The 24446-nt window shown below is 36.1% G+C and carries 22 protein-coding genes; all 22 read left to right on the forward strand.

The window, feature by feature from the left end; all coding sequences use genetic code 11:
* Nucleotides 1-1614: TIGR03960 family B12-binding radical SAM protein (locus N2Z58_07455; GenBank protein MCX7654491.1), on the forward strand; the 1614-nt coding region annotated here is incomplete at its 5' end.
* A gap of 50 nt (nt 1615-1664) precedes the next feature.
* The gene (locus tag N2Z58_07460; protein ID MCX7654492.1) at nt 1665-2906 is read left to right on the forward strand and encodes a nicotinate phosphoribosyltransferase; all 1242 of its coding nucleotides are present in this window, start codon (nt 1665-1667) and stop codon (nt 2904-2906) included.
* Nucleotides 2907-3001: 95 nt separating this feature from the next.
* On the forward strand, nt 3002-4294 hold the full coding sequence (gene gcvT, locus N2Z58_07465; protein MCX7654493.1) for a glycine cleavage system aminomethyltransferase GcvT: 1293 nt from the start codon (nt 3002-3004) through the stop codon (nt 4292-4294).
* 23 nt (nt 4295-4317) lie between these two features.
* Nucleotides 4318-5643 (forward strand): aminomethyl-transferring glycine dehydrogenase subunit GcvPA, encoded by a 1326-nt coding sequence (gene gcvPA, locus N2Z58_07470; protein MCX7654494.1) that lies wholly within the window; start codon nt 4318-4320, stop codon nt 5641-5643.
* Nucleotides 5640-7073: an aminomethyl-transferring glycine dehydrogenase subunit GcvPB gene (gene gcvPB, locus N2Z58_07475; protein ID MCX7654495.1), complete on the forward strand. Its 1434-nt coding sequence runs from the start codon at nt 5640-5642 to the stop codon at nt 7071-7073. The genes gcvPA and gcvPB overlap by 4 nt, the downstream gene beginning before the upstream one ends.
* A 108-nt stretch (nt 7074-7181) precedes the next feature.
* Nucleotides 7182-8318, forward strand: coding sequence for an aspartate aminotransferase (gene aspC / locus N2Z58_07480; protein MCX7654496.1), 1137 nt, complete (start codon nt 7182-7184; stop codon nt 8316-8318).
* 196 nt (nt 8319-8514) lie between these two features.
* Nucleotides 8515-8691: a hypothetical protein gene (locus tag N2Z58_07485; GenBank protein MCX7654497.1), complete on the forward strand. Its 177-nt coding sequence runs from the start codon at nt 8515-8517 to the stop codon at nt 8689-8691.
* Complete coding sequence (locus N2Z58_07490; protein ID MCX7654498.1) at nt 8645-9379, forward strand: ATP-binding cassette domain-containing protein; 735 nt, start codon at nt 8645-8647, stop codon at nt 9377-9379. The genes N2Z58_07485 and N2Z58_07490 overlap by 47 nt, the downstream gene beginning before the upstream one ends.
* Entirely contained in the window at nt 9376-10332 is a 957-nt protein-coding gene (locus tag N2Z58_07495; protein MCX7654499.1) for a PfkB family carbohydrate kinase, read from the forward strand. Before N2Z58_07490 ends, N2Z58_07495 begins: the two co-directional genes overlap by 4 nt.
* 1 nt (nt 10333) lies before the next feature.
* A complete protein-coding gene (locus tag N2Z58_07500) occupies nt 10334-10801 on the forward strand; it encodes a CBS domain-containing protein (protein ID MCX7654500.1) in 468 nt (155 codons plus the stop codon).
* Entirely contained in the window at nt 10798-12102 is a 1305-nt protein-coding gene (gene mtaB / locus N2Z58_07505; protein ID MCX7654501.1) for a tRNA (N(6)-L-threonylcarbamoyladenosine(37)-C(2))-methylthiotransferase MtaB, read from the forward strand. The genes N2Z58_07500 and mtaB overlap by 4 nt, the downstream gene beginning before the upstream one ends.
* The gene (locus N2Z58_07510; GenBank protein ID MCX7654502.1) at nt 12074-12823 is read left to right on the forward strand and encodes an aminotransferase class IV; all 750 of its coding nucleotides are present in this window, start codon (nt 12074-12076) and stop codon (nt 12821-12823) included. Before mtaB ends, N2Z58_07510 begins: the two co-directional genes overlap by 29 nt.
* Nucleotides 12811-13119, forward strand: a complete 309-nt coding sequence (locus tag N2Z58_07515; GenBank protein MCX7654503.1) for a DUF721 domain-containing protein — start codon at nt 12811-12813, stop codon at nt 13117-13119. Before N2Z58_07510 ends, N2Z58_07515 begins: the two co-directional genes overlap by 13 nt.
* A 100-nt stretch (nt 13120-13219) precedes the next feature.
* Nucleotides 13220-15151: a DNA topoisomerase (ATP-hydrolyzing) subunit B gene (gyrB, locus tag N2Z58_07520; protein MCX7654504.1), complete on the forward strand. Its 1932-nt coding sequence runs from the start codon at nt 13220-13222 to the stop codon at nt 15149-15151.
* Between the two features lie 246 nt (nt 15152-15397).
* Entirely contained in the window at nt 15398-15661 is a 264-nt protein-coding gene (locus tag N2Z58_07525; protein MCX7654505.1) for a S4 domain-containing protein, read from the forward strand.
* Nucleotides 15630-17948, forward strand: coding sequence for a diguanylate cyclase (locus N2Z58_07530; protein MCX7654506.1), 2319 nt, complete (start codon nt 15630-15632; stop codon nt 17946-17948). The genes N2Z58_07525 and N2Z58_07530 overlap by 32 nt, the downstream gene beginning before the upstream one ends.
* Nucleotides 17949-18035: 87 nt before the next feature.
* A complete protein-coding gene (locus tag N2Z58_07535) occupies nt 18036-19766 on the forward strand; it encodes an ABC transporter ATP-binding protein/permease (GenBank protein ID MCX7654507.1) in 1731 nt (576 codons plus the stop codon).
* Nucleotides 19763-20656 carry a radical SAM protein gene (locus N2Z58_07540; GenBank protein MCX7654508.1) on the forward strand — a complete coding sequence of 298 codons (894 nt, stop codon included), beginning with the start codon at nt 19763-19765 and terminating at the stop codon, nt 20654-20656. Before N2Z58_07535 ends, N2Z58_07540 begins: the two co-directional genes overlap by 4 nt.
* 65 nt (nt 20657-20721) lie before the next feature.
* A complete protein-coding gene (locus N2Z58_07545; protein MCX7654509.1) occupies nt 20722-21441 on the forward strand; it encodes a flagellar biosynthetic protein FliR in 720 nt (239 codons plus the stop codon).
* On the forward strand, nt 21372-22556 hold the full coding sequence (gene flhB, locus N2Z58_07550) for a flagellar biosynthesis protein FlhB (GenBank protein ID MCX7654510.1): 1185 nt from the start codon (nt 21372-21374) through the stop codon (nt 22554-22556). Before N2Z58_07545 ends, flhB begins: the two co-directional genes overlap by 70 nt.
* A 34-nt stretch (nt 22557-22590) precedes the next feature.
* Nucleotides 22591-23364 (forward strand): hypothetical protein, encoded by a 774-nt coding sequence (locus tag N2Z58_07555; protein MCX7654511.1) that lies wholly within the window; start codon nt 22591-22593, stop codon nt 23362-23364.
* Between the two features lie 170 nt (nt 23365-23534).
* Nucleotides 23535-24422: a hypothetical protein gene (locus tag N2Z58_07560; protein MCX7654512.1), complete on the forward strand. Its 888-nt coding sequence runs from the start codon at nt 23535-23537 to the stop codon at nt 24420-24422.
* The last annotated feature ends 24 nt before the right edge of the window (nt 24423-24446 follow it).

The raw sequence follows: 24446 nt of genomic DNA on the forward strand, positions 1-24446 counted from the left end.
ATACTATATTGGCTAGCAAATAGCTTAGATTTTGTTTATGCAGAGAGGGTATTTCTTCCATGGGTCGATATGATAGATCTGATGGAAAAAAATAACATACCATTGTTCACGCTTGAGACGAGAACACCTGTTTATGAGCTTGATGCTATAGGTATTTCTCTTGAATATGAGCTTTCTTACACGAATGTCTTGAAGTTACTTGAACTTTCCAAAATACCCTTGAAAGCATCTGACAGAGATGATCGTCATCCACTTGTAATTGCCGGTGGACCTGTGGTGTACAATTGCGAACCTATTGCGGAAGCATTCGATGCTGTTTATCTCGGTGACGGTGAAGTGAACTTGGAGGGAATGCTAAGAATTATAAATTATACAAAAGGGATGCATAGAGAAGAACGGTTAAAAGAGCTTATCAAGTTGGATGGAATTTACGTACCTGCTTTTTATGAACAAAAAGGAAAGAAGATATTACCAAAGTATGATTTTGCACCACAAAGGATTAAGAGAAACATTCTAAAGGACTTAAGTAGTGTGAATCCGTTGACACGAAAAATACTACCACATGTTGAGAGTGTACATGACAGGGGAGTAATAGAAATAAGCAGAGGGTGTACAAGAGGATGCAGATTTTGCCATGCTGGTTATGTTTACAGACCTGTTCGTGAAAGAGATGTTAGTGAAATTGTTGAAAGTGCTAAAAAGCTTATCGCAAACACAGGGTATGGTGAAATTTCTTTGCTTTCTTTATCTTCTCTTGACCACTCACAGATAAATGAAATAGTCGAAGAGCTAATTAAAGGGTTAAAAGATAAGAAAGTATCTATATCCATTCCATCGACAAGAATGGATGCATTTAATATCAAGATTGCCGAGAAAATATCAGAAGTACGAAAAACAGGACTTACCTTTGCACCAGAAGCGGGAAGTCAAAGGATGCGCGATGCAATAAACAAACAAATAACACTTGAGGATATAATAAACACGGTAAAGCAGGCAAAGCAAGCAGGTTGGAGGAGAGTAAAACTCTATTTCATGGTTGGATTTCCGAATGAAACAGAGGAAGATATAAGAGCCATAGGTGAGGTGTTGAAAGAAGTTAAAAGGGTAGGTTTTTCAGAGATAACCGCTTCGGTAAATCTACTTATTCCTAAGCCTCATACGGCTTTTCAATTTGCCGAACTTCGTCCGCCAGAATACATGGATGATGTGAAGAGAATCCTTGGGCAGTATAGAAAATACGGAAAGATAGATATTAATGATGGTAAGAAAAGTTTTGTTGAAGGAATTCTTTCTCGCGGAGATAGAAAGCTTTTTTCTGTTATTGAAAAAGCATACAAGATAGGTTACTATGATGAATGGGGAGAGTATTTTTCGTTCGATAAGTGGATAAAATTGCTTGAAGATGTAGATTACACCCAATATGTTGGTCCGTACGGATTAGAGGATTTTCCTTGGGATCATCTTGACAGCGGAGTTAGTAAGGAGTTTCTTTGGAAAGAATATCAAAAATTTTTTAAAGGTATTCAAACAAGCGATTGCAGAAATGTTTGTGGTTTTTGTGGTGTGTGTTTTGAGTATAAGGTAAAAAATGTAATTGGAGGTGATAAAGGGTGAGTAAAAGGCTTCATCCAAAAGTTTTCAAAGTGCCTATCGATAGAATACGTATGGGATATTATTCGGATAAATACTTCACAAGGTATGTTGAGGTATTGAAAAAGGATAACAGACATCCGAGAGTTTATTATCAATTTTTTCCAAGGGACAACGCTGTTGTTTGCGGAGTAGATGAAGCATTAGCAATATTGAGATATTGTACGGGGTTTTACAAAGATGAGATGAAAGCCAGAGAATTGTATAATGACATCTTGCACCTTGATAAAGTCATGCAAAGTCTTGCAGTGGATGGTAATGTAGAAGAGATCGTAGATCTTACAAGAAAAAAATGGGATTTACGATTGAAATTAAATGAATTGTGGATTGATAAATGGGAGGAAATAGAGGTTAAAGCTGTTTATGACGGTGAATACATTCCAGAAGGAGAACCTCTAATGACGATTGAAGGGGATCCAGTATATTTTGGTTATCTCGAAACCGTTTTACTTGGTGTTATAGCTCGTGCAACAAGCACGGCAACCGCGGTGAAGAAGGTGGTTGAAGCTGCAAACGGCAAACCAATTCTGTTCTTCAGTGCACGTTTTGATCATTATTGGGTACAAGCAACAGATGGATACGCTGCGTTAAAAGCTGGAGCCTTCGGTGTCTCGACAGATGCTAACGCAGATTATTGGGGTGTTGAATCCATGGGTACAATTCCACACGCATTAATCGCTGCATATGATGGAAGTACCGAAGATGCAGCTATAGCATTTGATAAATATATGCCAGAAAATGTTAATAGGATAGTCCTTGTTGATTGGGACAACGATGTGATTGGTACAACCTTTAGAGTAGTTAAAAAACACTATGAGTACTTAACAGGAAAACAATTTGTGTTGGGACAAACAGATCCATCACCTATCATTGGTACTGGCAAGAATAAAATATGGGGTGTTAGATTCGATACTTCTGGTAACTTAAGAGATAAATCTGTCACACCGGTAGGTCCGCAATCTTTTGGTGTGTGTCCTGAGCTTGTTTGGAAGGCACGTCAAGAATTTGATAAAGTGGGACTTAATGGGCTTAAAATTGTTGTTTCTGGTGGTTTTGACGAAGAAAAAATAAGGCTTTTTGAAGCACTTGGTGTACCAGCCGATGTATACGGGGTTGGCTCAAAACTGCTCAAGAAAAAGATTGATATAACTGCTGACATAGTAGAAGTGAATGGAAAACCATGTGCAAAGATAGGAAGATATAAAAAAGATGCGTCACACCTAAAGATTGTCGGTAAACGTTATTGGGAGGAATAAATTAAAATTGGGGCAAAATCAGAAAGGTGGTAAAATGATTGTAGCAGCGCGTGAGCTTATAAATTTTAGAATTTCAAAGATGGGAGTTAGTATCTGTGTGGAAAATTTTGAGAAGCACAGTTGGTGAAATTGAGGCAGCTATTATTGAAAGATTGTTAATATCAAATAACATTCCGGTAATTATCCAAAGAACGGATGTTTTTGTTCATTCGATATTTGGAAGTAGTGTGCAGTGTGAAGTCCTTGTACCCGAAGAAAAATACAGCGAAGCAATTGAAATCATAAATTGGGAGGGAAAGAATGTGAAGTATACACCTCTTTACGAAGATCACTTGAGACTTGGTGCAAAGATGGTTGAATTTGCCGGATTTTACATGCCGTTGCAATACGAAGGTATAGTTGCAGAAGTACAAAATGTGAGAAAAAATGTAGGAATGTTCGATGTTTCGCATATGGGAGAGTTCATGTGCGAAGGATCAGACGCCTTAGCGTTTGCAAATTACGTTGTTACAAATGACTTTGGATCTATAGACTTTGGTGACGTAATTTATACTGCTATGTGTAACGAAAATGGTGGGTTTGTTGATGATTTGTTAGTTTATAAGATCTCTCAAGAGAAGGTTATGTTTGTTGTAAACGCGGCAAATATAGAAAAAGATTTCAATCATTTGTTGAGATTGGCTGAAAAATTTAACGTAAAGTTGACGAATGTATCAGATGAAATAGGACTTATTGCAATCCAAGGTCCAAAAACCCAAGAGATATTGCAACCACATACAGACTTAGATCTTGACCAAATAAGATACTATTCGTTTAAAGAAGGTAGGATTTTTGGAGTTAATGGAATAATCTCAAGGACAGGCTATACTGGCGAGGATGGGTTTGAATTGTACCTACCATCGAATCAGACCGCCACTGTCTGGAGAAAGCTACTGGAAATAGGTATTAAACCTGCTGGATTAGGTGCAAGAGATATACTTAGGCTTGAAGCTGGATTGCTTTTGTATGGAAATGATATGGATGAAACGATAACACCTTTGGAAGCTTCAATACCTTGGGCTGTAAAATTTGAGAAAGGTGAGTTTTTCGGTAAGGATGCCTTGATTAGGCAAAAGGAAGAGGGGTTGAAAAGAAGGTTAAGAGGCATTGTACTCAATGGTAAGCTGGTACCAAGACACAATATGGAAGTTTACAAAGATGGACAAAAGGTAGGTTATGTTACAAGTGGTACATTCTCGCCAACTCTCGAAAAACCAATTGCATTCGTAATGGTTGATGCAAATATAAAGATAGAAGATAAACTAGAGGTACTAATTAGGGACAAGTATGCTGAAGCAACAGTGACAAAAATTCCATTCTACAGAGGTAGCGTAAGGTCAAAAAAATGAAAAAATAAAAAGGGGTGAAAAACGTGCACAGATATGTTCCTCACACAGAAGAAGAAATTAGACAAATGCTTCAAGAAATAGGAATTAGTAGCGTAGACGAGCTCTTTACCAATGTTCCGAAGACCATAGACGGTTACAATATACCTGAAGGGAAAGATGAATTCAGTGTAAGGAAACATATAGAAACATTAGTGAAGCAAAACGTGTATTTCGAACCTGAGAACGTTTTTCTTGGTGCTGGAATATACATTCACTACATTCCTACAGTGGTTAAGCATATGGCTTCAAACCCTAATTTTGTTACCGCTTATACCCCTTATCAGGCTGAAGTTTCGCAAGGCACACTTCAGATGTTGTTTGAGTACCAAACCATGATGTGCGAACTCACTGGAATGGAAGTAGCCAACTCATCTATGTACGACGGTGCAAGTGCATTTGCTGAAAGCTTGCTTATGGCAACAAGAATAACTGGTAAAACTAAAATGATAGTAGCAAGGACAATAAACCCAGAATACAAAACTGTTGCAAAAACATATACGAAACCACATGGAATAGAAATTTTGGAGGTTGGCTACGACAAATTTGGTAGAATCGACTTGGAAAAGTTAAAAGAACTTATTGATGGTGAAACAGCAGCTGTAGCAACTGCTTATACGAATTTCTTTGGTGTTGTAGAAGATCTTAAAACTTTACGTGAGTTAATTCCATCGAACGTTCTTTTCATAGTAGTTGCAGAACCTGTTTCACTGGCACTGCTCGAAGCACCAGGAAAATTCGGTGCGGACATAGTGGTTGGCGAAGGTCAATCACTTGGTGTAACACCAAATTTGGGGGGACCTGGCATAGGATTCTTTACCACACTTGAAAAGCATGTTCGTAAGATGCCAGGTAGACTTATCGGTGAGACAAAGGATATAGATGGAAAAAGGGGTTATGTAATGATACTCCAAACAAGAGAACAGCACATAAGAAGAGAAAAAGCAACATCCAATATCTGCTCAAACCAAGCTTATGTTGCTCTTATTAACGCAATTTACATTTCTACAATGGGCCCAAATGGATTAAGAGAAGTGGCTTGGCGTTCTTACAACAATGCTCATTATCTTTCGAAAAAACTTGAGGAAAATGGTTTTACAAGGATATTTGATGGGGAATTTTTCAATGAATTTGTAATAAGAGTTGACGATAAATACAGAACAAAATGGCATGATATGGTAAAAGAAGGTATACTTGGTCCAATCCCGATAGATAGGGTTTACAAAGAACTTGGTCCAAGTGCTCTTGTTTGTACAACGGAAGTAAACACAAGGACCTCGATTGAAAGATTAGTTGAGGTGATGTTGAAATGACTATATTTGAAAGATCTACTCGTGGTAGAAAAGGTTACGAACTTCCTGCTTATGAATTACCTGAAATGCCATGCAATTTGCCGGAGTATCTAATTAGAAAAGAAGAACCAAAACTTCCAGAAGTTTCAGAGGTAGATGTAGTTAGACATTACACGGAACTTGCTATGAAAAATTACTCAGTTGATAGAGGATTCTATCCTCTTGGTTCATGTACGATGAAATACAATCCGAAGATAAATGAGGATATGGCATCATTGTTCACAGGTCTACATCCCATGCAACCAAGGGAAACAATACAAGGCGCAATAAACCTTATGGGACATCTGAAAGAATTATTGTGTGAGATTACAGGTACTGATGACATGACATTACAACCAGCTGCCGGGGCGCACGGTGAATTAACTGGTTTGTTAATTGCAAGAGCTTACTTTGAAGATAAAGGCGAGCTTTCAAAAAGAAAAAAGGTGCTCGTACCAGACAGTGCCCATGGAACAAATCCCGCCTCCGCTGCCATGGCAGGATATGAAGTTATAGAATTAAAGTCTGGTCCCGATGGTTGTATCAACTTAGAAGAATTAAAAGCACATCTTGATGATAGTGTTGCAGTAATAATGCTAACAAACCCAAATACACTTGGACTTTTTGAAAAGGATATACTTACAATATCCAGATTAGCACACGAAGTTGGAGCATTGTTATATTACGATGGTGCAAACTTAAACGCTATAATGGGTAGAACTAGACCCGGAGATATGGGATTTGACATCGTACACCTTAACTTACACAAAACATTCAGTACACCTCATGGAATGGGAGGACCTGGAAGTGGGCCAATAGGTGTTAAAGCACATTTGGTACCTTACCTTCCGGTTCCAGTTATAAGAAACCTCGGTGATAAGTATGATTTGGATTACAATTTACCCAAGAGTATAGGTATGGTAAGAAGTTTTTACGGTAATTTCATTGTTATGGTAAAGGCTTACACATATATTCTTACCATGGGAAACAAAGGACTTAAACACGTTAGTGATATGGCTGTTCTTAATGCAAACTATCTCAGAGTAAAATTATCAAAGTTGTTTAAGATTGCTTACGATGGAACATGTATGCATGAATTTGTTGTGGACAACGAAGAGTTTTCTAAAAAAACTGGTGTTAGGACTTTGGATATTGCTAAGAGGTTGTTGGACTATGGTTTGCATGCACCAACGGTTTACTTCCCATTAATTGTACACGAAGCTATGATGATAGAGCCAACAGAAACCGAAAGTAAGCAAACGCTTGATTTATTTATTGAAGTAATGGAAAAAATATACAAAGAAGCCATCGAAAAACCCGAGTTAGTCAAAGGTGCACCGTACACTACACCAGTCAGAAGACTTGATGATGTAACTGCAACAAAATTTCCAATTTTTAGATGTAAATGCTAGATGTGAGTGAATCAGCTTACAGTTGGAAGTAAATAAATCTTCTCTGATTGTTTATAATTTGTATTTTTTAACCAAGACTTAGTAAAAACACAAAAAGAGGTGATGATTTTGCATCCAGCAGAGTTAATTGCACCATCAAAAACCTTAGAAATAGATTCGCTTGCAAAAAGGCTTATTTCCGAAGGAAAAGATGTTGTGAATCTTACAGCTGGTGAACCAGATTTTCCCACCCCAAGAGCTATTGTAGAAAAAGCAATAGAGGCGCTTGAAAAAGGCTACACAAAATATACGGATAGCAATGGTATACTTCCACTTAGAGAAGCAATCTCAAGTTATTTGAAAAGAAAAAAGAGTATTGATTACACTCCTGATGAAATCGTCGTCAGTAATGGAGGAAAACAAGCACTTTTCAACGCTTTTGCTTCTCTGCTTGAAGAAGGGGATGAAGTGATTCTTTTTTCACCACTTTGGGTGAGCTACATCCCACAGATACTCATGGCAAGAGGTAAACCAGTTGTTGTTAGAACACACTTTGAGAACCAATTCATGCCATCAATTGAGAACCTACGGTCGCGTATATCACAACGTACAAAAGTGATAGTAGTTAATTCACCAAACAATCCATCCGGAGGTATATACGATCGGGAAACATTATCGAATATAGCGAAAATAGCAAATGAAAGAAAGATTTACGTTATCACGGATGAAGTTTACGATGAACTTGTCTACGATGGCGATCATATATCACTGTATGGACTTGTGGATGATGAACTACTCATATATGTGAACGCCTTTAGCAAGTCTCATGCCATGACAGGTTGGCGTGTTGGTTACACAGCCACAAAAAATAAAGATATAAAAAAACGAATCTCCAAAATTCAAGGGCACATAAGTTCAAACATTAACACTATAGCCCAATATGCCGCGATTGCTGCATGTGAAACTGATAACAGTGAGATGATCGAAGAGTTCAAAAAACGTCGGGAATTTGTTATTCAAAAGGCAAAGGAATATGGACTAACGTTTATTGAACCAAAAGGTGCGTTCTATCTTTTCTTTAAAGTGGAGGAAAATGACGAAAAATTCTGTAAAGAGTTACTTTCCGAAAAGCTCGTTGCAACTGTTCCTGGTAGCGCTTTCGAGATGCCAGGGTTTGTAAGACTCAGTTTTGCCACCAACATCGAAAATATTGGCAAGGGTTTAAAACGCATAAAAGAGTTTATTGATGACAGAACAAGATATTAAATTGATCAATCAATTTACTTACCATTCATTGCAAGCAGGGGGAATTTTCCCCCCGCTTTTTAATTTTAACTTTTGTATTTATTGAAAAATTAACCTAAGCACCAGAAAATTAAAAAACAGTACAAGACGTGTTAACTGAAAAATGGTATAATAACAGTGAAAAATAAAAATAAAAACAGACCAAGGAGATGATAAAATGCGAAAGTTGATGAAATTGAATAAGGAAAAGATAATATCCCAATACGAGCTTATAAAGTTAGCTAACTTGGGTGATAAAAAAGCCCAAGAAATGCTTGAAAAAAGGCTTAAGGATACGGTGAAAAAGGATGAAGAGAAAAAAGGTAGAGAGCAAGGTAACACAAGTAGTATGTGAAAATTTTACAGCAAAAGTTGGAGAAAGTGTACTGTTTGAAAATATCAATTTGTCGCTTAAAACAGGTGATATAGCTATCTTGTATGGACCAAGAGGGTCGGGAAAATCTGCATTTTTAAGGAGTTTAGCAAATTTGAATCCAGAAGTGTATCCTTCTGTTGAATACACAGGTAAGATTCTATTGGAAGGAAAAGATATCAGTGAGTATAAAGAAAAAGAACTTAGAGAAATTGTAAATTATCTTGACACGAATTTTCTTGAATCGCTTGACCACTTAAACTTGAAAGAACTTGTGTACTTAGTGTTTGGTCGTGAGTTTGACTTCAGTGTTGAGAAGTTTGCTGAACAACTTGACAACTTCGGAGTTTTAAAAGCTTTGTACAAGTTTGAAAGAACTCCGCTTTCTTCTCTTTACGTACTTGAAAAGATAGGACTTTTATTGTTTATTTCTTCTGTGAGAAGATCATCGGTTTTGGTATTTGATTGTTTAATAGATCACTTGGATGACGAACACGTCGAGTTTGTGACTAAGTTACTTAAAGATCTTTCAAAGGAAAAAATAATAATATTAGCCACAAGAACTTTGAAAAGATTCCTTGGACTTGGTAATATATTGATAATCATGAAGAATGGTAAAATTGTGTACAACGGAGATCCAGACGAGTATATAGTGGGGGTAAAACAATGAGAAAAGTGCTTGCTGTCTGTTTAAATCCGGCTCTTGACAGGGAGTTTATCATAGAAAATTTTAGTATTGATAAACTCAACATTGTCTCAAATGAAAAAAACAAAATGACTCCTGGTGGGAAGGGAGTAAACGTGGCTGTTATTCTATCTAAGTACGGTATTCCTTCAATTGTTACTGGCTTTGTTGGAGGGTATGTTGGGAATGTTTTAATATCCGAACTCAGAAAGATTGACTCACTCATTTCAACAAGTTTTGTACATATCAACGATGAAACAAGGGAAAACATAGCAATTGCGGATACTGTGAATCACACGCTAACGGAGATAAATTCAGAAGGTCCTTATGTTGATAACTATTCTATGGAAGCCTTTTTAAAAAGGTACGAGGTGCTGCTTCAACAAGTTAGTGTTGTTGTAATTTCTGGTAGTGTACCACGTGGTGTTTCAAATAGTATTTACGGTGAACTTACAAAGATAGCCAAAAAATACAACAAGAAAGTTTTTTGGGAGGCACGTGACGAAATAATAATAGACTCCATCAAGTTAGCGTTTCCGGATGTTTTAAAATATGACATGAGACGAAGTGAAAAAATACTTGGAAACATATTGCACACAGAAGATGAATACATAAAAGCCACAAAGGAATTTGTTAAAAGTGGCGCGAAGCTTGTTATAGTTTCCTACAAAACGATTTTTGACTTTGTTGGAACTGTAGATGGTGTTTGGAAGTTCTCTCCAAAGGTTGATATAGATCACTCTTATTTGCTTGGTACGGGTGATACATTTGTGGCTGCAATGGTTTTGGCTCAATTAGATGGTAAATGTTGCCTTGATATGGCTAGATACGGGTACGCTGCAGCTGTTGCAAAAACTTCCTACATCGGCAAAGAACCACCTTCAAGACAACAGATAGAAGAATATCTTGAACTGATTTCAAGCGAGAGGGTGGAATAGTATGGAATCAATCAAAGTCAAAGATGTGATGACTTACGATTTGACGTTCGTATTCGAAAATGAGACAGTTGAGCAAGTGATAGATTTGCTTGACAAAACAGGAACTTCAGGAATACCGGTGGTCGACACTGATCTTAAGGTTGTTGGATTTATCAGTGAAGATGACATTATACGCGCGTGTTTGCCGAGCTATTTTAATCTACTTCAAACAGCTGCTTTTTTGCCAGATACTAACCTTGTTTTAAGTAACTTGAAGAAAATATCGAAAGACCCGATAGGTAAATATGTTACTAAACCCGTTTTTACCGTAAAGCCTTACGATACGTTGCTATATGTTGCAGATGCATTCATGAGAAAAAATTACAAAATGATACCTGTAGTTGATGACAATAATATTTTACTTGGAGTTGTTACTCGTTTATCTGTGTTGAAAAATGCGATCCAGAAAAGCATGGTGGTGAATAAATGAACACAAGGATTTCAGTAATTACACAAGGATGTAAGATGAATCAATACGAAAGCGAATTAATTATTGAGATGCTCGAGAATGCTGATTACGTAGTCATACCAAATGCAGATAAAGATGCAGCAGTGTATATTGTAAACAGTTGTGCTGTCACAGGTGAGGCTGAACGAAAGGTAAGACAAACTATAAGACATCTTAGAAAAGAAAATCCAAGTTCAAAAATAATCCTTGTAGGCTGTTATACGCAGATCAAAAGAGATCCTTCAGAATATAAATTGCTCGGAGTTGATTTGGTACTTGGAAATCACGAAAAAAAGAATATTCTAAAGTTTCTCCATGAAAATGGTATATATTCAAATAATGAATACTGGAAAGAAGATGATATCTCTTTCGAAATAGTAAAGGATTCCGTTGCTGAAAGGTCAAGGGCATTTGTTAAGGTAGAGGACGGTTGCAACAATGGATGTACTTATTGCATTATTAGGACTCTGAGAGGAACGAAAATAAGAAGCAAACCTACCGAAGTAGTGATAAAAGAGATTGAGCAGTTGGTTACAAAAAAACATAAAGAAATAGTCATAACTGGATTAAATCTTGGCAAGTACGGTTACGATACAGGAACCTCTCTTTCTCAGTTGTTAAGACAAGTTTCTAAAATAAACGGTGAGTTTAGGATAAGATTGAGTTCCATAAATCCTGAGGATATAGATGATTTGCTCATATCGGTAATCTTAGAAAGTGACAAGATCTGTAACCATTTGCACATACCGCTTCAAAGTGGAAGTACGTCTGTACTTAAAAGGATGGGTAGGAACTACACCTCGGAATATTTCCTAAACATTGTTGAAAAGCTAAGGAGTGTTGATCCATTGTTTTCAATAACGACAGATATAATGGTAGGTTTTCCAGCTGAAACTGATGAAGAATTTCAAAAGACGCTCGACATAATCACAAAAGCTGAATTTAGTAAGGTACACGCTTTTAGATACTCCGAAAGACCTGGTACAAAAGCAGCACAAATGGAGAAAAAGGTACCTGGAAACATAAAAAAGGAACGCATTGATATCCTTATAAAACACTCACAGAATATTGCCAATGAATACAAGAAAAAGCTTGTGGGACGTGTTGTTACAGTACTTGTTGAAGGAACAATGAATGGAATATACTATGGTTACGATGAGTATTACGTACCGCATGAGACAAATGCCGGAATCATAGGTGATTTTGTAAAAGTTAAGACTTACTCTGTAACTTCTGAAGGAGTGGTGTCGAAAGTTGTTCAAAAGCAAGTTTCAAACGACTGAAATAATCGAGAGCTTAACCAAAGGGGTAGCAGTTTACGAAACGTTAAGAACATACTCAGGTAAACCTTTCGCGATTAACGAGCATTACACCAGGCTTTGTAAATCTTTGTCTTATTTAAAAATACTACCTCCAAGCTATCAAGAATTTGAACAGTTGATATATGAAAACTTATCTGAGAGAATTAGAGTTGTTTATGTTTATGCTGGTAAGTTGTTAAATTACGTTTCTATCGAAAGTACAGAAGAAATGAACATAGATTTTGTCAAAATTGATTTCACTAACATTAGACGGGCAGACCCTTGGAGTATACCGCCGGACCTAAAATGCTTAGGAAGACCTGATATATATCTTGCACGTTTGACGAAAGGTGATAACTACGACGTAATAATGATGGGTAGCAAAGGACAAGTCTGTGAAGGTACATTTAGTAATGTATTTTTAATCAAAAATCGCAAAATTATCACACCCTCGCTTGAATCTGGAATACTTGATGGCATTACGAGAATGTACGTGATAAAATTTTTGAAAGAAAAAAATTATACAATTGAGGAAAGATTTGTAGAACCATACGAGCTATTCAGCTGTGACGAGATTTTCTTAACACATACCAGCAGAGGAATAGTCCCGGTTAATCAAATAGGTCAGTGGCAGGTTAGCTCAACTCAGCTAAGTAAACAATTTTCTAAGGAATTTGAGGAATATATAAGATGCTTAATTTAAGGCATGCTATTAAAGAGCTAAGCGTTAAAAACACATTTTTTCAAAAACTTTACTTTATAACCTTGCTCAACGAAAATTCTCAAGTTATACTTGGAAACTACATATCAAAGCACGTATACTTTAAGAACTATCAGGATGGAGCACTCTATGTAGAGTGCGATGATTATGTTTGGGCCACCGAACTAAAGAAAATGACACGACAAATTAAAAAAAGAATACTCGAAAAATTACAAATTAAAATTGAAAACATTTTTATCGAGGTAAAACAAAGCTTTCGCCCGAAAATAGAAAAATAAACAACCATTGTCCCTTTGTTGATAAGGAAAAAGTGAATGTTAAGCTTAAAAATTTGGTATTTCAACGAGGATTTGGAGGTGTAACATTGTGTTTGAAAAAATCAGCGAGTTAAACACAGGACAAGCAACAAATACCTTCAGTGAATACAATGCACAAAATATACAAGTCTTGAAAGGACTTGAACCTGTTAGACAAAGACCTGGTATGTACATCGGTTCGACCGGGAAGAATGGATTACACCATTTGATTTATGAAATAGTGGATAACAGCATCGATGAAGCGTTACAAGGTTTTTGTGATATGATACGTGTAACGATAAGGACTGATGGATCTGTTGAAGTAGAGGACAATGGTAGAGGTATACCCGTTGATATGCATCCAGATACTGGGACAAGTGCCCTTGAAGTTGTTATGACCACATTGCATGCCGGCGGGAAGTTTTCTAAGAATAGTTATAAGGTAAGTGGAGGTCTTCACGGTGTTGGTGCTTCTGTTGTTAACGCATTATCTGAATGGATGGAAGTGGAAGTGCACAGAGATGGAAAAATATACAGACAAAGGTACTCAAGAGGCGTAAAGACTACAGAAGTAGAGGTTATTGGTGAAAGTGATAAACGCGGAACAATAGTAAAATTCAAGCCAGATAAATTAATCTTCACTACAGTAGAATTTGACGCAGATACAATACTGACCAGGTTAAGAGACCTTGCATTTCTTAATCCTAAGATAACTATAGAATTTATAGATGAGCGAAACGATATCAGAAAGACTCTTCATTATGGTGGAGGACTAAAAGAATTTGTAACGCATGTTAACAAGGGATCCAAAACACTCCACGAAGTGGTTCTAATCGATGGGGTTCATCAAGATATAGAGGCACATATAGCATTTCAGTACACCGATGAGGATGGAGAAACGATCATTTCTTTTGTGAATAACATAAAGACCGTTGATGGTGGTACCCATGTGACTGGTTTCAAAACCGCATTTACAAGGGTTGTTAATGAACTTGGAAAGAAGAAAAATTTTATAAAAGGTGAACCTTTCAAAGGTGAAGACTTGAGAGAAGGAATGACTGCTATTATCAATGTACTTATGATGGGTACACCGCAGTTTGAAGGCCAAACAAAATCTAAACTTGGCAACGAAGAAGTTCAAGAAGCAGTTGCAAAGATAGTCAGGGATAAGCTGACGGACTACTTTGAAGTTAACGAGTCAGTTTTAAAGATAATAGTTCAGAAGGCACAGCAAGCAAGGGAAGCGAGGGAAGCAGCCAAGCGGGCAAGAGAGGCGGTGAAAAGAAAAAGCGCACTTGGAGCTTCCACGTTGCCAGGAAAACTTGCGGATTGTATAACAAAAAATATTGAAGAAGCAGAACTTTTCATAGTAGAAGGTGATTCGGCAGGAGGTAGCGCCAAACAAGCCAGAGATAGGAACTTCCAAGCAATATTACCTTTGAGAGGAAAAATATTGAACGTGGAGAAAAGCAATGAACTAAAATTATTAAAAAATGAACAAATAAGAGATATAATAACAGCAATAGGTACGGGAATTAGTGACAACTTCGACCCGACTAAATTAAGATACGGAAAAATTGTTATTATGACAGATGCAGATGTCGACGGTGCACATATAAGAACATTGTTGTTGGCTCTTTTCTACCGATACATGAGACAATTGATAGAAGACCAGCGAATTTATATAGCTATGCCACCATTGTATAAATTGTCTATCCCAGGGGAAAAACCAGTCTATCTTTATTCAGAGGAAGAACTGAAAGAAAAACTTGCAAATTTAAATGGTAAAAAGTATGAAACGCAAAGATACAAAGGACTTGGAGAAATGAATCCAGAACAACTTTGGGAAACAACAATGAATCCTAAGACAAGAAAGATAATTAAAGTGAAGATAGAAGATGCTGAAGAAGCAGATAGCCTTTTTGAAATACTCATGGGAAAAGATCCGGAGGAAAGAAGAGAGTACATTGTCCGTCACGCAAGACAACTAAGCTTGGTGGATCTCGATGTGTAATTTATAATCACTTTCCAATATACAACGCAAAACTTCAAAAACGGCTCGGTCCCAGTGGACCGAGAATTTTTTCTAAAAGGTTAACACCATTTTAAGAAAGAATCTATATTACTTCGCATATCGAACAAATCGCAAGATATGATATAATATTTTGGGTAGATGGTCAACTCTAAGCGGATTCTTTAATACCCGAAAAGAGCGATTGTTCATTATTGTTTTCATACCAAGTTGAAAGAGGTGTTATTAATGAGACTTGACAAGTTCTTGAAGCAAAATAGAATAATAAAGCGCAGAACAATAGCTCAAGAAGTCTCAAAAGCAGGGTTAGTGAAAAAGGATGGCAGAAGTCTGAAGCCAAGTTACGAAGTCAAACCGGGGGATATACTTGAGGTTACATATGGTAGTAAGGTTGTTGTGATTAAAGTTACGGAAGATATGAAATACGAGAAGATCATGGAGTATCAAAGAGGTGGAGAAGATGAGGAGTTTGATCGAGAACCATATTGGTGATTTTCTTGAAATACTTACTTATGAAAAACGTTATTGGGAGGATTTTTGGAGGAAACTACCGTTCAAGCCTATAACAGAAAATTATGCAAGTAAATTTGAAAATTTTTACTATAAGCTTGTCAACCTCAACAGAAATGAGTTAACTGAGTTTTCACACACTTATGAAGAATGTAAGGAAAAGATAAAAGAGGAACTTTCAGCAAGGATAAGAAAGAATGCGAAGGACTTACAACTTTCGAGAGAAGATTTCGTAATATACGTCATTGTTGGCATTGGTGAGAAAGACTGGGTAGTGGTTGACGGTAAGAATGAAAAGATCATTGTTTTTGATGCTTTCTCAATTTGGAAAAAGGGAAAATTCAATGCGCTACCAGATGCTGTTTATCAAGCAGTTGTACATTTTAGACACGGAGAAATAGAAGGTAACTATTATGATAAAGCAGAAATATTTAGCTATCTGAAAAGCGAAATTTCTTCTGCAACAAGTGAGAATTTATTGATGAGAATTTGTGAATTACTTGACAAGCATGTTCCGTATTACAATTGGACAGGTTTTTATATCATGGATAAAGATGGGATGTTGGCATTGGGACCATTTGTAGGTGAACCAACAGAACATGTTAAAATCCCTGTCGGAAAAGGTATATGCGGTCAAGCAGCGGAGTCTAAACTTACTTTTATTGTTCAGGATGTCTCTCAGGAGACAAACTATTTGTCGTGTAGTCCTCATGTGAAAAGTGAGATAGTAGTTCCAATATTTAGGCGCGACGGTAGTGTATACGGTGAGATAGATATCGACAGCCATTATATTGCACCATTTGATGAGAGAGATCAACAATTTCTTGAATGGATAGCGAAGCAATTAATGGTCCGTGTTGTTCATTGGGATGAGTTTAAAAGACGTATAAGAATTGCTTATCTTGACAGTTATTTGTCTTACTTGCTAAGTGAGGTAATCAAGTACAACATAACTTTCAACGTGGATTTACACGTACACTACGATCCAGAAAAGGTACCTGAAAACCTTTACAAGCTTTGGAGAGTTTCCGAGAAATTGGTTTGCTCAGAAATAAAAAATATCTACGTAATTGATAACGAATTTGATCAAAGAGCTGTTTTGTACTCAGAATTTGGGAAGATTGAGTTAAATTATGATACATTGATTAAGGAAACACATAAGGTAATTTTACACATGATAAAAAATCTCAGAGAAGAGGTTTCAGAGAAACTTTTTTACATCCACTATCATGCGACAAGACTTGCACAAAGTTTTACTAATTCAAAATTGATCATAGAATACGCATTGAGAACAGATTCAAATATAAATACTATTTTGTATGCCTTTCTAACAGGTATTACCGCTGGTTATTCTGGTTCATTTAACAGGGCACTGTTCTTTAATTACTTTGACGGGAAATTTATATTTCAAAAAGCACTTGGACCAAGGACTTTGGAGGAGGCACATAGAATCTGGGAAGCGATTGAAGATATAGAACTTAACATGCAAGACTTTCTTGAAACTGTAGCTAAAGATTTTAGATCGGCCCTTGAATTGCCATATGAAGGAAAGTTTATTGAATTTGAAACTATTAAAGACTACCTTGATGGTGAGCCTCATGTGTTGACCACTGAGGATATAAAGAATTTAGCCCAAGAATTTGATATTGTAAAAGAATGTGCAATCGTAGCTGTGAAAAGTGGTGAAAGGCTACTTGGCTTGCTGCTTGCGGATAATAACTTTGACCTAAAACCTATAAGTGACTACCAACTTACCGTACTAAGATATCTTGCGCATCAAATGGCACTGATAATCGAGAATAAAAGATTCTTTGAAAAAATGAAAGAGAAGGCTGAGATAGATATAATAACCGGTCTTAAAACTCGAAGAGCATTTGAAGAATTCATTCATAATGTACAACTTGATAACTTTTCGTTGGTCTTCATCGACTTAAACGATTTCAAAATGGTAAACGATATCTATGGACATGATAAAGGTGACGAGCTTCTCAAAAAATTTGGTAAGTGTATAAATATGAATATAAGAAAGGTTGACTTTGCTTTTAGATATGGCGGAGATGAAGCAGTAATAATTTTGAGCACTACCGATCGCGAAGTTGTAGAAAAAATCATAAAAAGGATTTACGAGTGCTTTGAACAGTCCACTGGTAATACATTTTCCGCAGGTATTTCAATTTATCCTTCAGAAGGAGATATACTGAAAGTATTGAAACTTGCAGATGAACGGTGCTATAAATCAAAAGTAACAGGAAAGATTGAATTCGAATAAAATTGAAAATGCCCGAGGTGAAGAAAATTGTTATTAAGAAGCAAAAAAAAGAGGACTGAAAAACAACACAAATCGGTTTTTTTTAGAATGCTAAGGTACTCGCTTCCTTATATTCATTTATTTATCTTGGCTATAGCAATAGTACTTACGTTAACATATTTGGCATTGCTTCCCCCCCAAATTGTTCGTAAGGCGATAAATTCGTATATACTATCTGAAACTTTGAGCGCATCTGAAAAACTCTCTGGAATTGCAAAGCAGGGATTTCTATTCTTGCTTGTATCCGGAGGTATATTCTTATTTGAATATTTGTCAATATTGGTAACAACTTATATAGGTGGCAAGGTTGTATACGATATCAGAAAAGAACTTTACGATCATGTGTTAAGATTGCCCATGTCCTTTTTTGACAAACATCCAAGTGGTCAAATAACAACAAGAATAACAAGTGATACGCAGAACGTACAAGAATTCTTCACATCAGTTATCACAAGTGTTGTAAACGACGTCTTTTTGTTGACAGGCGTAATATTAATGTTGTGGCAAATAAGTTCTCGACTTTTTTTTGATATCATTTATGTATTTCCATTGATAGTTGTTGCTATGATTGTGTTCAGATATTTCGATATACGGGCATACAGAGCGGTTAGAAATACAATAGCAAAGATAAATGCCTACATAGCAGAAAATCTTGCAGGGATGCCGGTTACTAAGTTATTTAATGCTGAAGAATTCAAAAGAAAAGAGTTTGACGTCATAAACCGAGAGTATTATAAGGCAAGAATGAATCAACTATACGTGTTCGGCATCTTCAGGCCTATAATAAATTTTCTTTATTATCTTGCAACATCGCTCATCATTTGGTTTGGAGCAAAGTACATACTTAGGAAAGTTCTGAACTTTGGTGATCTTTTTGCGTTCGTGTCATATATTGATACATTCATGAGACCTATAGAAGATTTATCTGAAAAATATGATATCATTCAAAACACAACTGCAAGCGCCGAAAAGATATTTGCGCTACTTGATGAGAAGACAGAAGAGGAAAAAAGTGGGGGAAAGATGCAAATAGATTATGGTATTATAGAATTCAAAGATTTGTGGTTTACGTACGATAATAAGCGATGGATATTAAAAAACATAAACCTTCGATTCAATCCGGGTGAGCTTGTTGCTATAGTTGGTGAAACAGGAGCAGGAAAAACCACAATAATGAATCTTATAAATGGTATGTACAAACCACAAAAAGGTGTGATAACAATAGATGGCGTACCGCTTGAAGAGTATAACTTGCAGATGCTTAGAAAGCACGTCTCTGCTGTCCCTCAGGATGTTGTGCTTTTCAGTGGAACTCTACTTGATAACATAAGGTTGTTTCATGAAGAAATACCTGAAGAAGAAGTATATAAAGCACTCGAAAAAGTACGAGCACTTGACGTTATCCAAAGGTTGCCAGAAGGAATACACACGAAAATTGTTGAACGTGGGAAAGGTATTTCTGCCGGTGAAAGACAACTTATTGCCCTTGCCAGATCGGTTCTGTTCGGTGCTAAAATATTTATACTTGACGAAGCTACAAGTAATATAGATGTGGAAACAGAACATAGAATCCAGCAAGCAGTCAGAGAATTAGCGAAAGATAATACTGTTATCATGATAGCTCACAGACTTTCTACAGTAGTAGAAGCTGATAGAATAATAGTTGTTTCGGATGGACAGATAGCTGAAGAAGGAAAGCATATAGATTTATTGAGGAAGAGAGGGGAATATTACAAGCTTTACGAAATACAGTTCGCAAAAGAGGGTATGGTTTCATGAATATTAGAGCTTCTTACTGGACTTGGAAACTTATCAACGGTGAGCGTATACCTGATGAAATGTCTACTGCATACATCATGCTCGATGGAAAATGCATGTACGATTGTGCGTACTGTACACACGCACGAAATTCAAGAAGTGATTCATCGTATTTATCACGAATTGTGTGGAAAGAAATTGCCTTGCCTAACCTTTTGGAAAAAATAGCTTTGTTCAAAAGAATATGTGTTCAAACGGTTAACTACAAAGGATACGATAAAGATATATTGACGTTGGTAAAACAAATCAAAGGTACCTACAAAGAAATACTAATATCAGTCTCCACACGTGTTTCTGGGGCAAAAGAAATTGACACATATATAGAAAATGGCGTAGATCAACTCGGTATAGCGCTAGATTGTGTAAATAAGGAACTGCATAAAGCTTATCGTGGCAAACAGTTGGAATACACGCTCTCTCTCATAGAATACGGAGCAAAGAAATATCCGGGTAAGATAACAACACACATAATCGTAGGGCTTGGAGAAAAAGACATAGAACTTGTAGAAACTTTTAGAAGGATGAAAAGACTTAACGTAGAAGTTGCTTTGTTTGCATTTACACCCGTAAAAGGGACAAAATTACAAAACAGTTCCCCACCTGATTTAGATAGATACAGAAAGATTCAAATACTTAGATATATTATCTTTGAAAAGAACCAAGAACCTATCGTTGAATTTGATGAAAATGGCTACATACAAAAATTCATTTATGAAGCAGAAAATGTGCAATTTGCGTTTTTAACTTCCGGCTGCAAGCATTGCACAAGACCTTATTACAACGATAGACCAATCCAAAAATTACTTTACAACTATCACAAACTGCCGTCTACAAGTGTCCAACATTTGTAAAGAGGTGTTGTAAAATAGATGTATATGCACTGCTTCAGCGTTATGCTCTAAGTTGGGGTCTTATAATGTCAAGACTTACAGGTATGATAGTTGTAGCACCAATGTTTGCAGGTTTTTCCCTGCCATTAGAAATTTTGGTTGTATTACTTCTTGCATTGAGTTATGTAACACTTCCTATGGTAAACACTATGGTTCCTCTCACATTACCTATATCAACCCTTGCTGCCTCTCTTCTTTTTAATTTCTTTGTTGGTTTTTTGTTAGGATTAATGGCGTACACAATTGTAAGTGCTGTTTACATAGGTAGTGAGATCTTTGGTATACAATCTGGTTTTAATGTAAGCGGTTCATTAGACCCAACAATGGAAGAATCACCCATAACAAGTGAGTTTGTATATTTAATTTCCGTTTACGTTTTTGTATCACTAAAAGGACATTTGTTAATATACGAAAGTGTGATAAAATCTATACAGACATTTCCCCTTGTGATTACAGATCTGCCTTTTGAAAAAATTCATAATCAATACTTCACACTTTTTATGGATACTTTTCTGTTCTCATTACAAATAGCCTTACCAATAATTGGATTAATGTTTTTGGTCAATGTTCTTTTTGGTTTGCTTTCAAGGCTTGTTCCACAGATGAATGTGTTCATGGTGGCAATGCCGGCGAGCACAATAATAATGTTTCTCATTTTGGTGGGGATGATACCTTTATGGACAGAACTCATTTCAAAAATGATCGAGAAGCTGGGCCCTTACATAGACAAATTATTGGGATTGTAAAAACTACGTCTGGAAATTCAATCTTTGAATTCCGTATAGATATTCAACTTTTCGCTGATCCTGATAAAACTGAAACGGCTACGCCAAGAAAGAGGCAAAAGGCGCGTGAAGAAGGTCAAGTTCCCATTTCGAGAGAGTTTGTCTCCGGTCTTGGTTTTTTATTTGCCTCAATACTTTTTATGTTTTTGGGAAAAATGCTACTTAATGCTACGGTTTACAGTACACAAAACGTATTTGAGATATCGGATACAGATATCAATACACTTGAAGATTTTATCATATACGCTGGTCAAACATTCAAACCTGCATTTGGTATAACATCAGTACTTGTACTTGGAACTGCATTATTTTCTCTTATCATTGGATTTTTGCAGACGAAGTTTCTTTTCACATTAAAACCTTTGAAATTTGATTTCAACCGAATTAACCCCATTTCAGGTCTGAAGAGGATGTTTTCATTGCATTCGCTGTTTGAACTTGCTAAAGCGATACTAAAAGTAATTATAGTAGGTTTTGTAGGCTACAGTGTGATTAAAGGAAGTTACAACAAACTTATGATCACGGCTGACAGCAATTTGATTGAAGGATCGCTTATTATTTGGAGTGTGTTAACCGAATTGATAATCAAATGTGGCATAGCTTTGATAATAGTGTCAATTGCCGATTACTATTATTCGAGATATGAATACGAACAGAACATAAAGATGACAAAACAGGAAGTAAAAGAAGAATTCAAAGAAATAGAGGGAAACCCTGAAATTAAAAGAAAGCAAAGACAAATCATGATGCAATATGCAACACGTAGAATGATGCAAGAAATTCCAAAAGCAAGCGTGGTAATAACAAACCCAACACACTATGCTTGTGCGTTAAAGTACGATCCAGATGAAGATTTTGCACCGTTGCTCGTAGCAAAGGGTACAGACAAGATTGCACTTAGAATTATTGATATAGCACGTGAAAATGATGTTCCAATTGTTAGAAATCCAAAACTTGCAAGAGAAATATATTACACTACAGAAATTGGTGATATTATACCAGAAAAATTGTATAAGGCGGTTGCTGAAGTACTTGCATACATTTATGCTTTACGAGAAAAAAGGGAGATAACTTAGTAAGCGAACTTTTACCGATAAATCGAGGTGAGATATGCGAATATATTTTGACCCTAATTTTTCGTTTAATGAGCTAATAGATTATTATGCACCAGTGATAATAGAAATAGACAATGAAAAGTACATAGACTTACATTCATTGACTGTCATAAACCTACTTGGTGCAGTTCCAAAATTTAAAGGTTTGGAAAAACTTGAAGATTTGTTATTCACCGTCTTAGAATTTGACAATATAGACATTCCAAAGGAACAACTTAAAAGATTTGATAAAGACATGTTTGAAAAATTTAAGATATCTAATACCATATCTCTAAGACAGATGTACCAATCTTTGCTCCATAGACCAAATCTACTGAGATTAGAGAATACGCCACACAACGTAGAATTCTTGGTTTATTTATGTAGTCAATATGTTATTGAAAATCGTCAGTTTTTCCAGGATAAAAGATTTGAAGTAATTCTCGAAATAATAGCTTATATCGAACTAAAAAAATTTTCGGAACGTACTCAAGTTAAATTTTCTATGCCTCAACCATTTATATTTCTCTTTGACCTATCAGATGTTTCCCTCAAGCAAACCCATCTTCTACTTGATGAAATTGAAAACCTCAACAGCGCATTAACTCAAAAAGTGCCAAGCATCTATGAATATTGCAAAGCCAAGATGCATAGCTTGGAAAAACTCTTTGAATCGATAGACCGAAAATCATTTTCCAAACTAATTTCGGCGTTTGCTTCCATAGATGATATAATCTCTGACTTAATCTTGCTTAAAGAGATGCTTCGAGAAATAGAGAAAATTAAATGAATATTGTAAAAAGAATATCTGCATTTAACTTTTCTCCAAGTTGTCTACTTGGAAAATTTAATTTTCTAAGTAAATTGTTTTAATGAGATTTTTACGCTATAAAAAATTCTATTTTGGTCGATAATTTTCATAGACACTTGAAATAGACAAATATCCATGGTGGTGATATTATGCGGATTGATGAGTATAGCTTAACCATGGAGTCAGAAAATACCGTTTTCAAATATTCTAAAATCTCATCAACTTTTAGAAAATATAAAACGCCTGACAAGATAGAGATCATAGTGAGTGAAAAAAAGCCACGGATAGATGAAAAGACATTGCAGAAGCTAAAGGTACTGATTGCAATGTTAGAAAAATTGACAGGTCGAAAGCTGAAAATCTATCTTCCAGAAGCCGAGTATGAAGTACAAATTAGTCATCAAAAAGGACAAGATGTTATCGAGTTTGAAAGTGAGCAAGAATCGTTAGATGCTCAATATTTGAATTTTTCTTCACAAGGTTTTGTAAAGACAAAAGACGGACGATTAATTGATTTTTCTGTTCAGCTTAGAGAATTTCAGCTGTCATATTATTATCTAAGATCGTCCGGCAAAGTAGTTGATCCTTTAGTTCTCGAATTAAAAGGTGGGCATTCAAAGTTGAAGACTGTAGAAATTGATTTAAACTTTGATGGCGAACTTGATAAGTTCTACATTGGCGGTAATCTTGGATTTCTTGTGTACGATAAGAATGAAAACGGAAAGGTTGATAGTGCGAGAGAGCTCTTTGGACCTTCTACTGGCGATGGTTTCAAAGAACTTGCTTTGCTTGACAGTGATGGTGATAATTGGATCGACGAAGACGATTTAGAATTTTTGAAATTAAAAATTTGGACTGTGGATGAGAATGGAAGAGAAAAACTCGTTGGATTGCTTGATTTAAAGGTAGGAGCAGTTTTTCTTGGAAATGTGACGACACCTTTTGAATACGAAGATTACGTTGTCAGAAAAACAGGTGTTTATTTAACAGAAGATGGATTAGCAGGTACTATTAGACAAATTGATGTAAAAGTTTGAAATTGTTATAAATCCGCATAACCT

Origin of the sequence: Fervidobacterium sp. (assembly GCA_026419195.1) — a bacterium.
In the GTDB taxonomy this organism is placed as follows: domain Bacteria; phylum Thermotogota; class Thermotogae; order Thermotogales; family Fervidobacteriaceae; genus Fervidobacterium.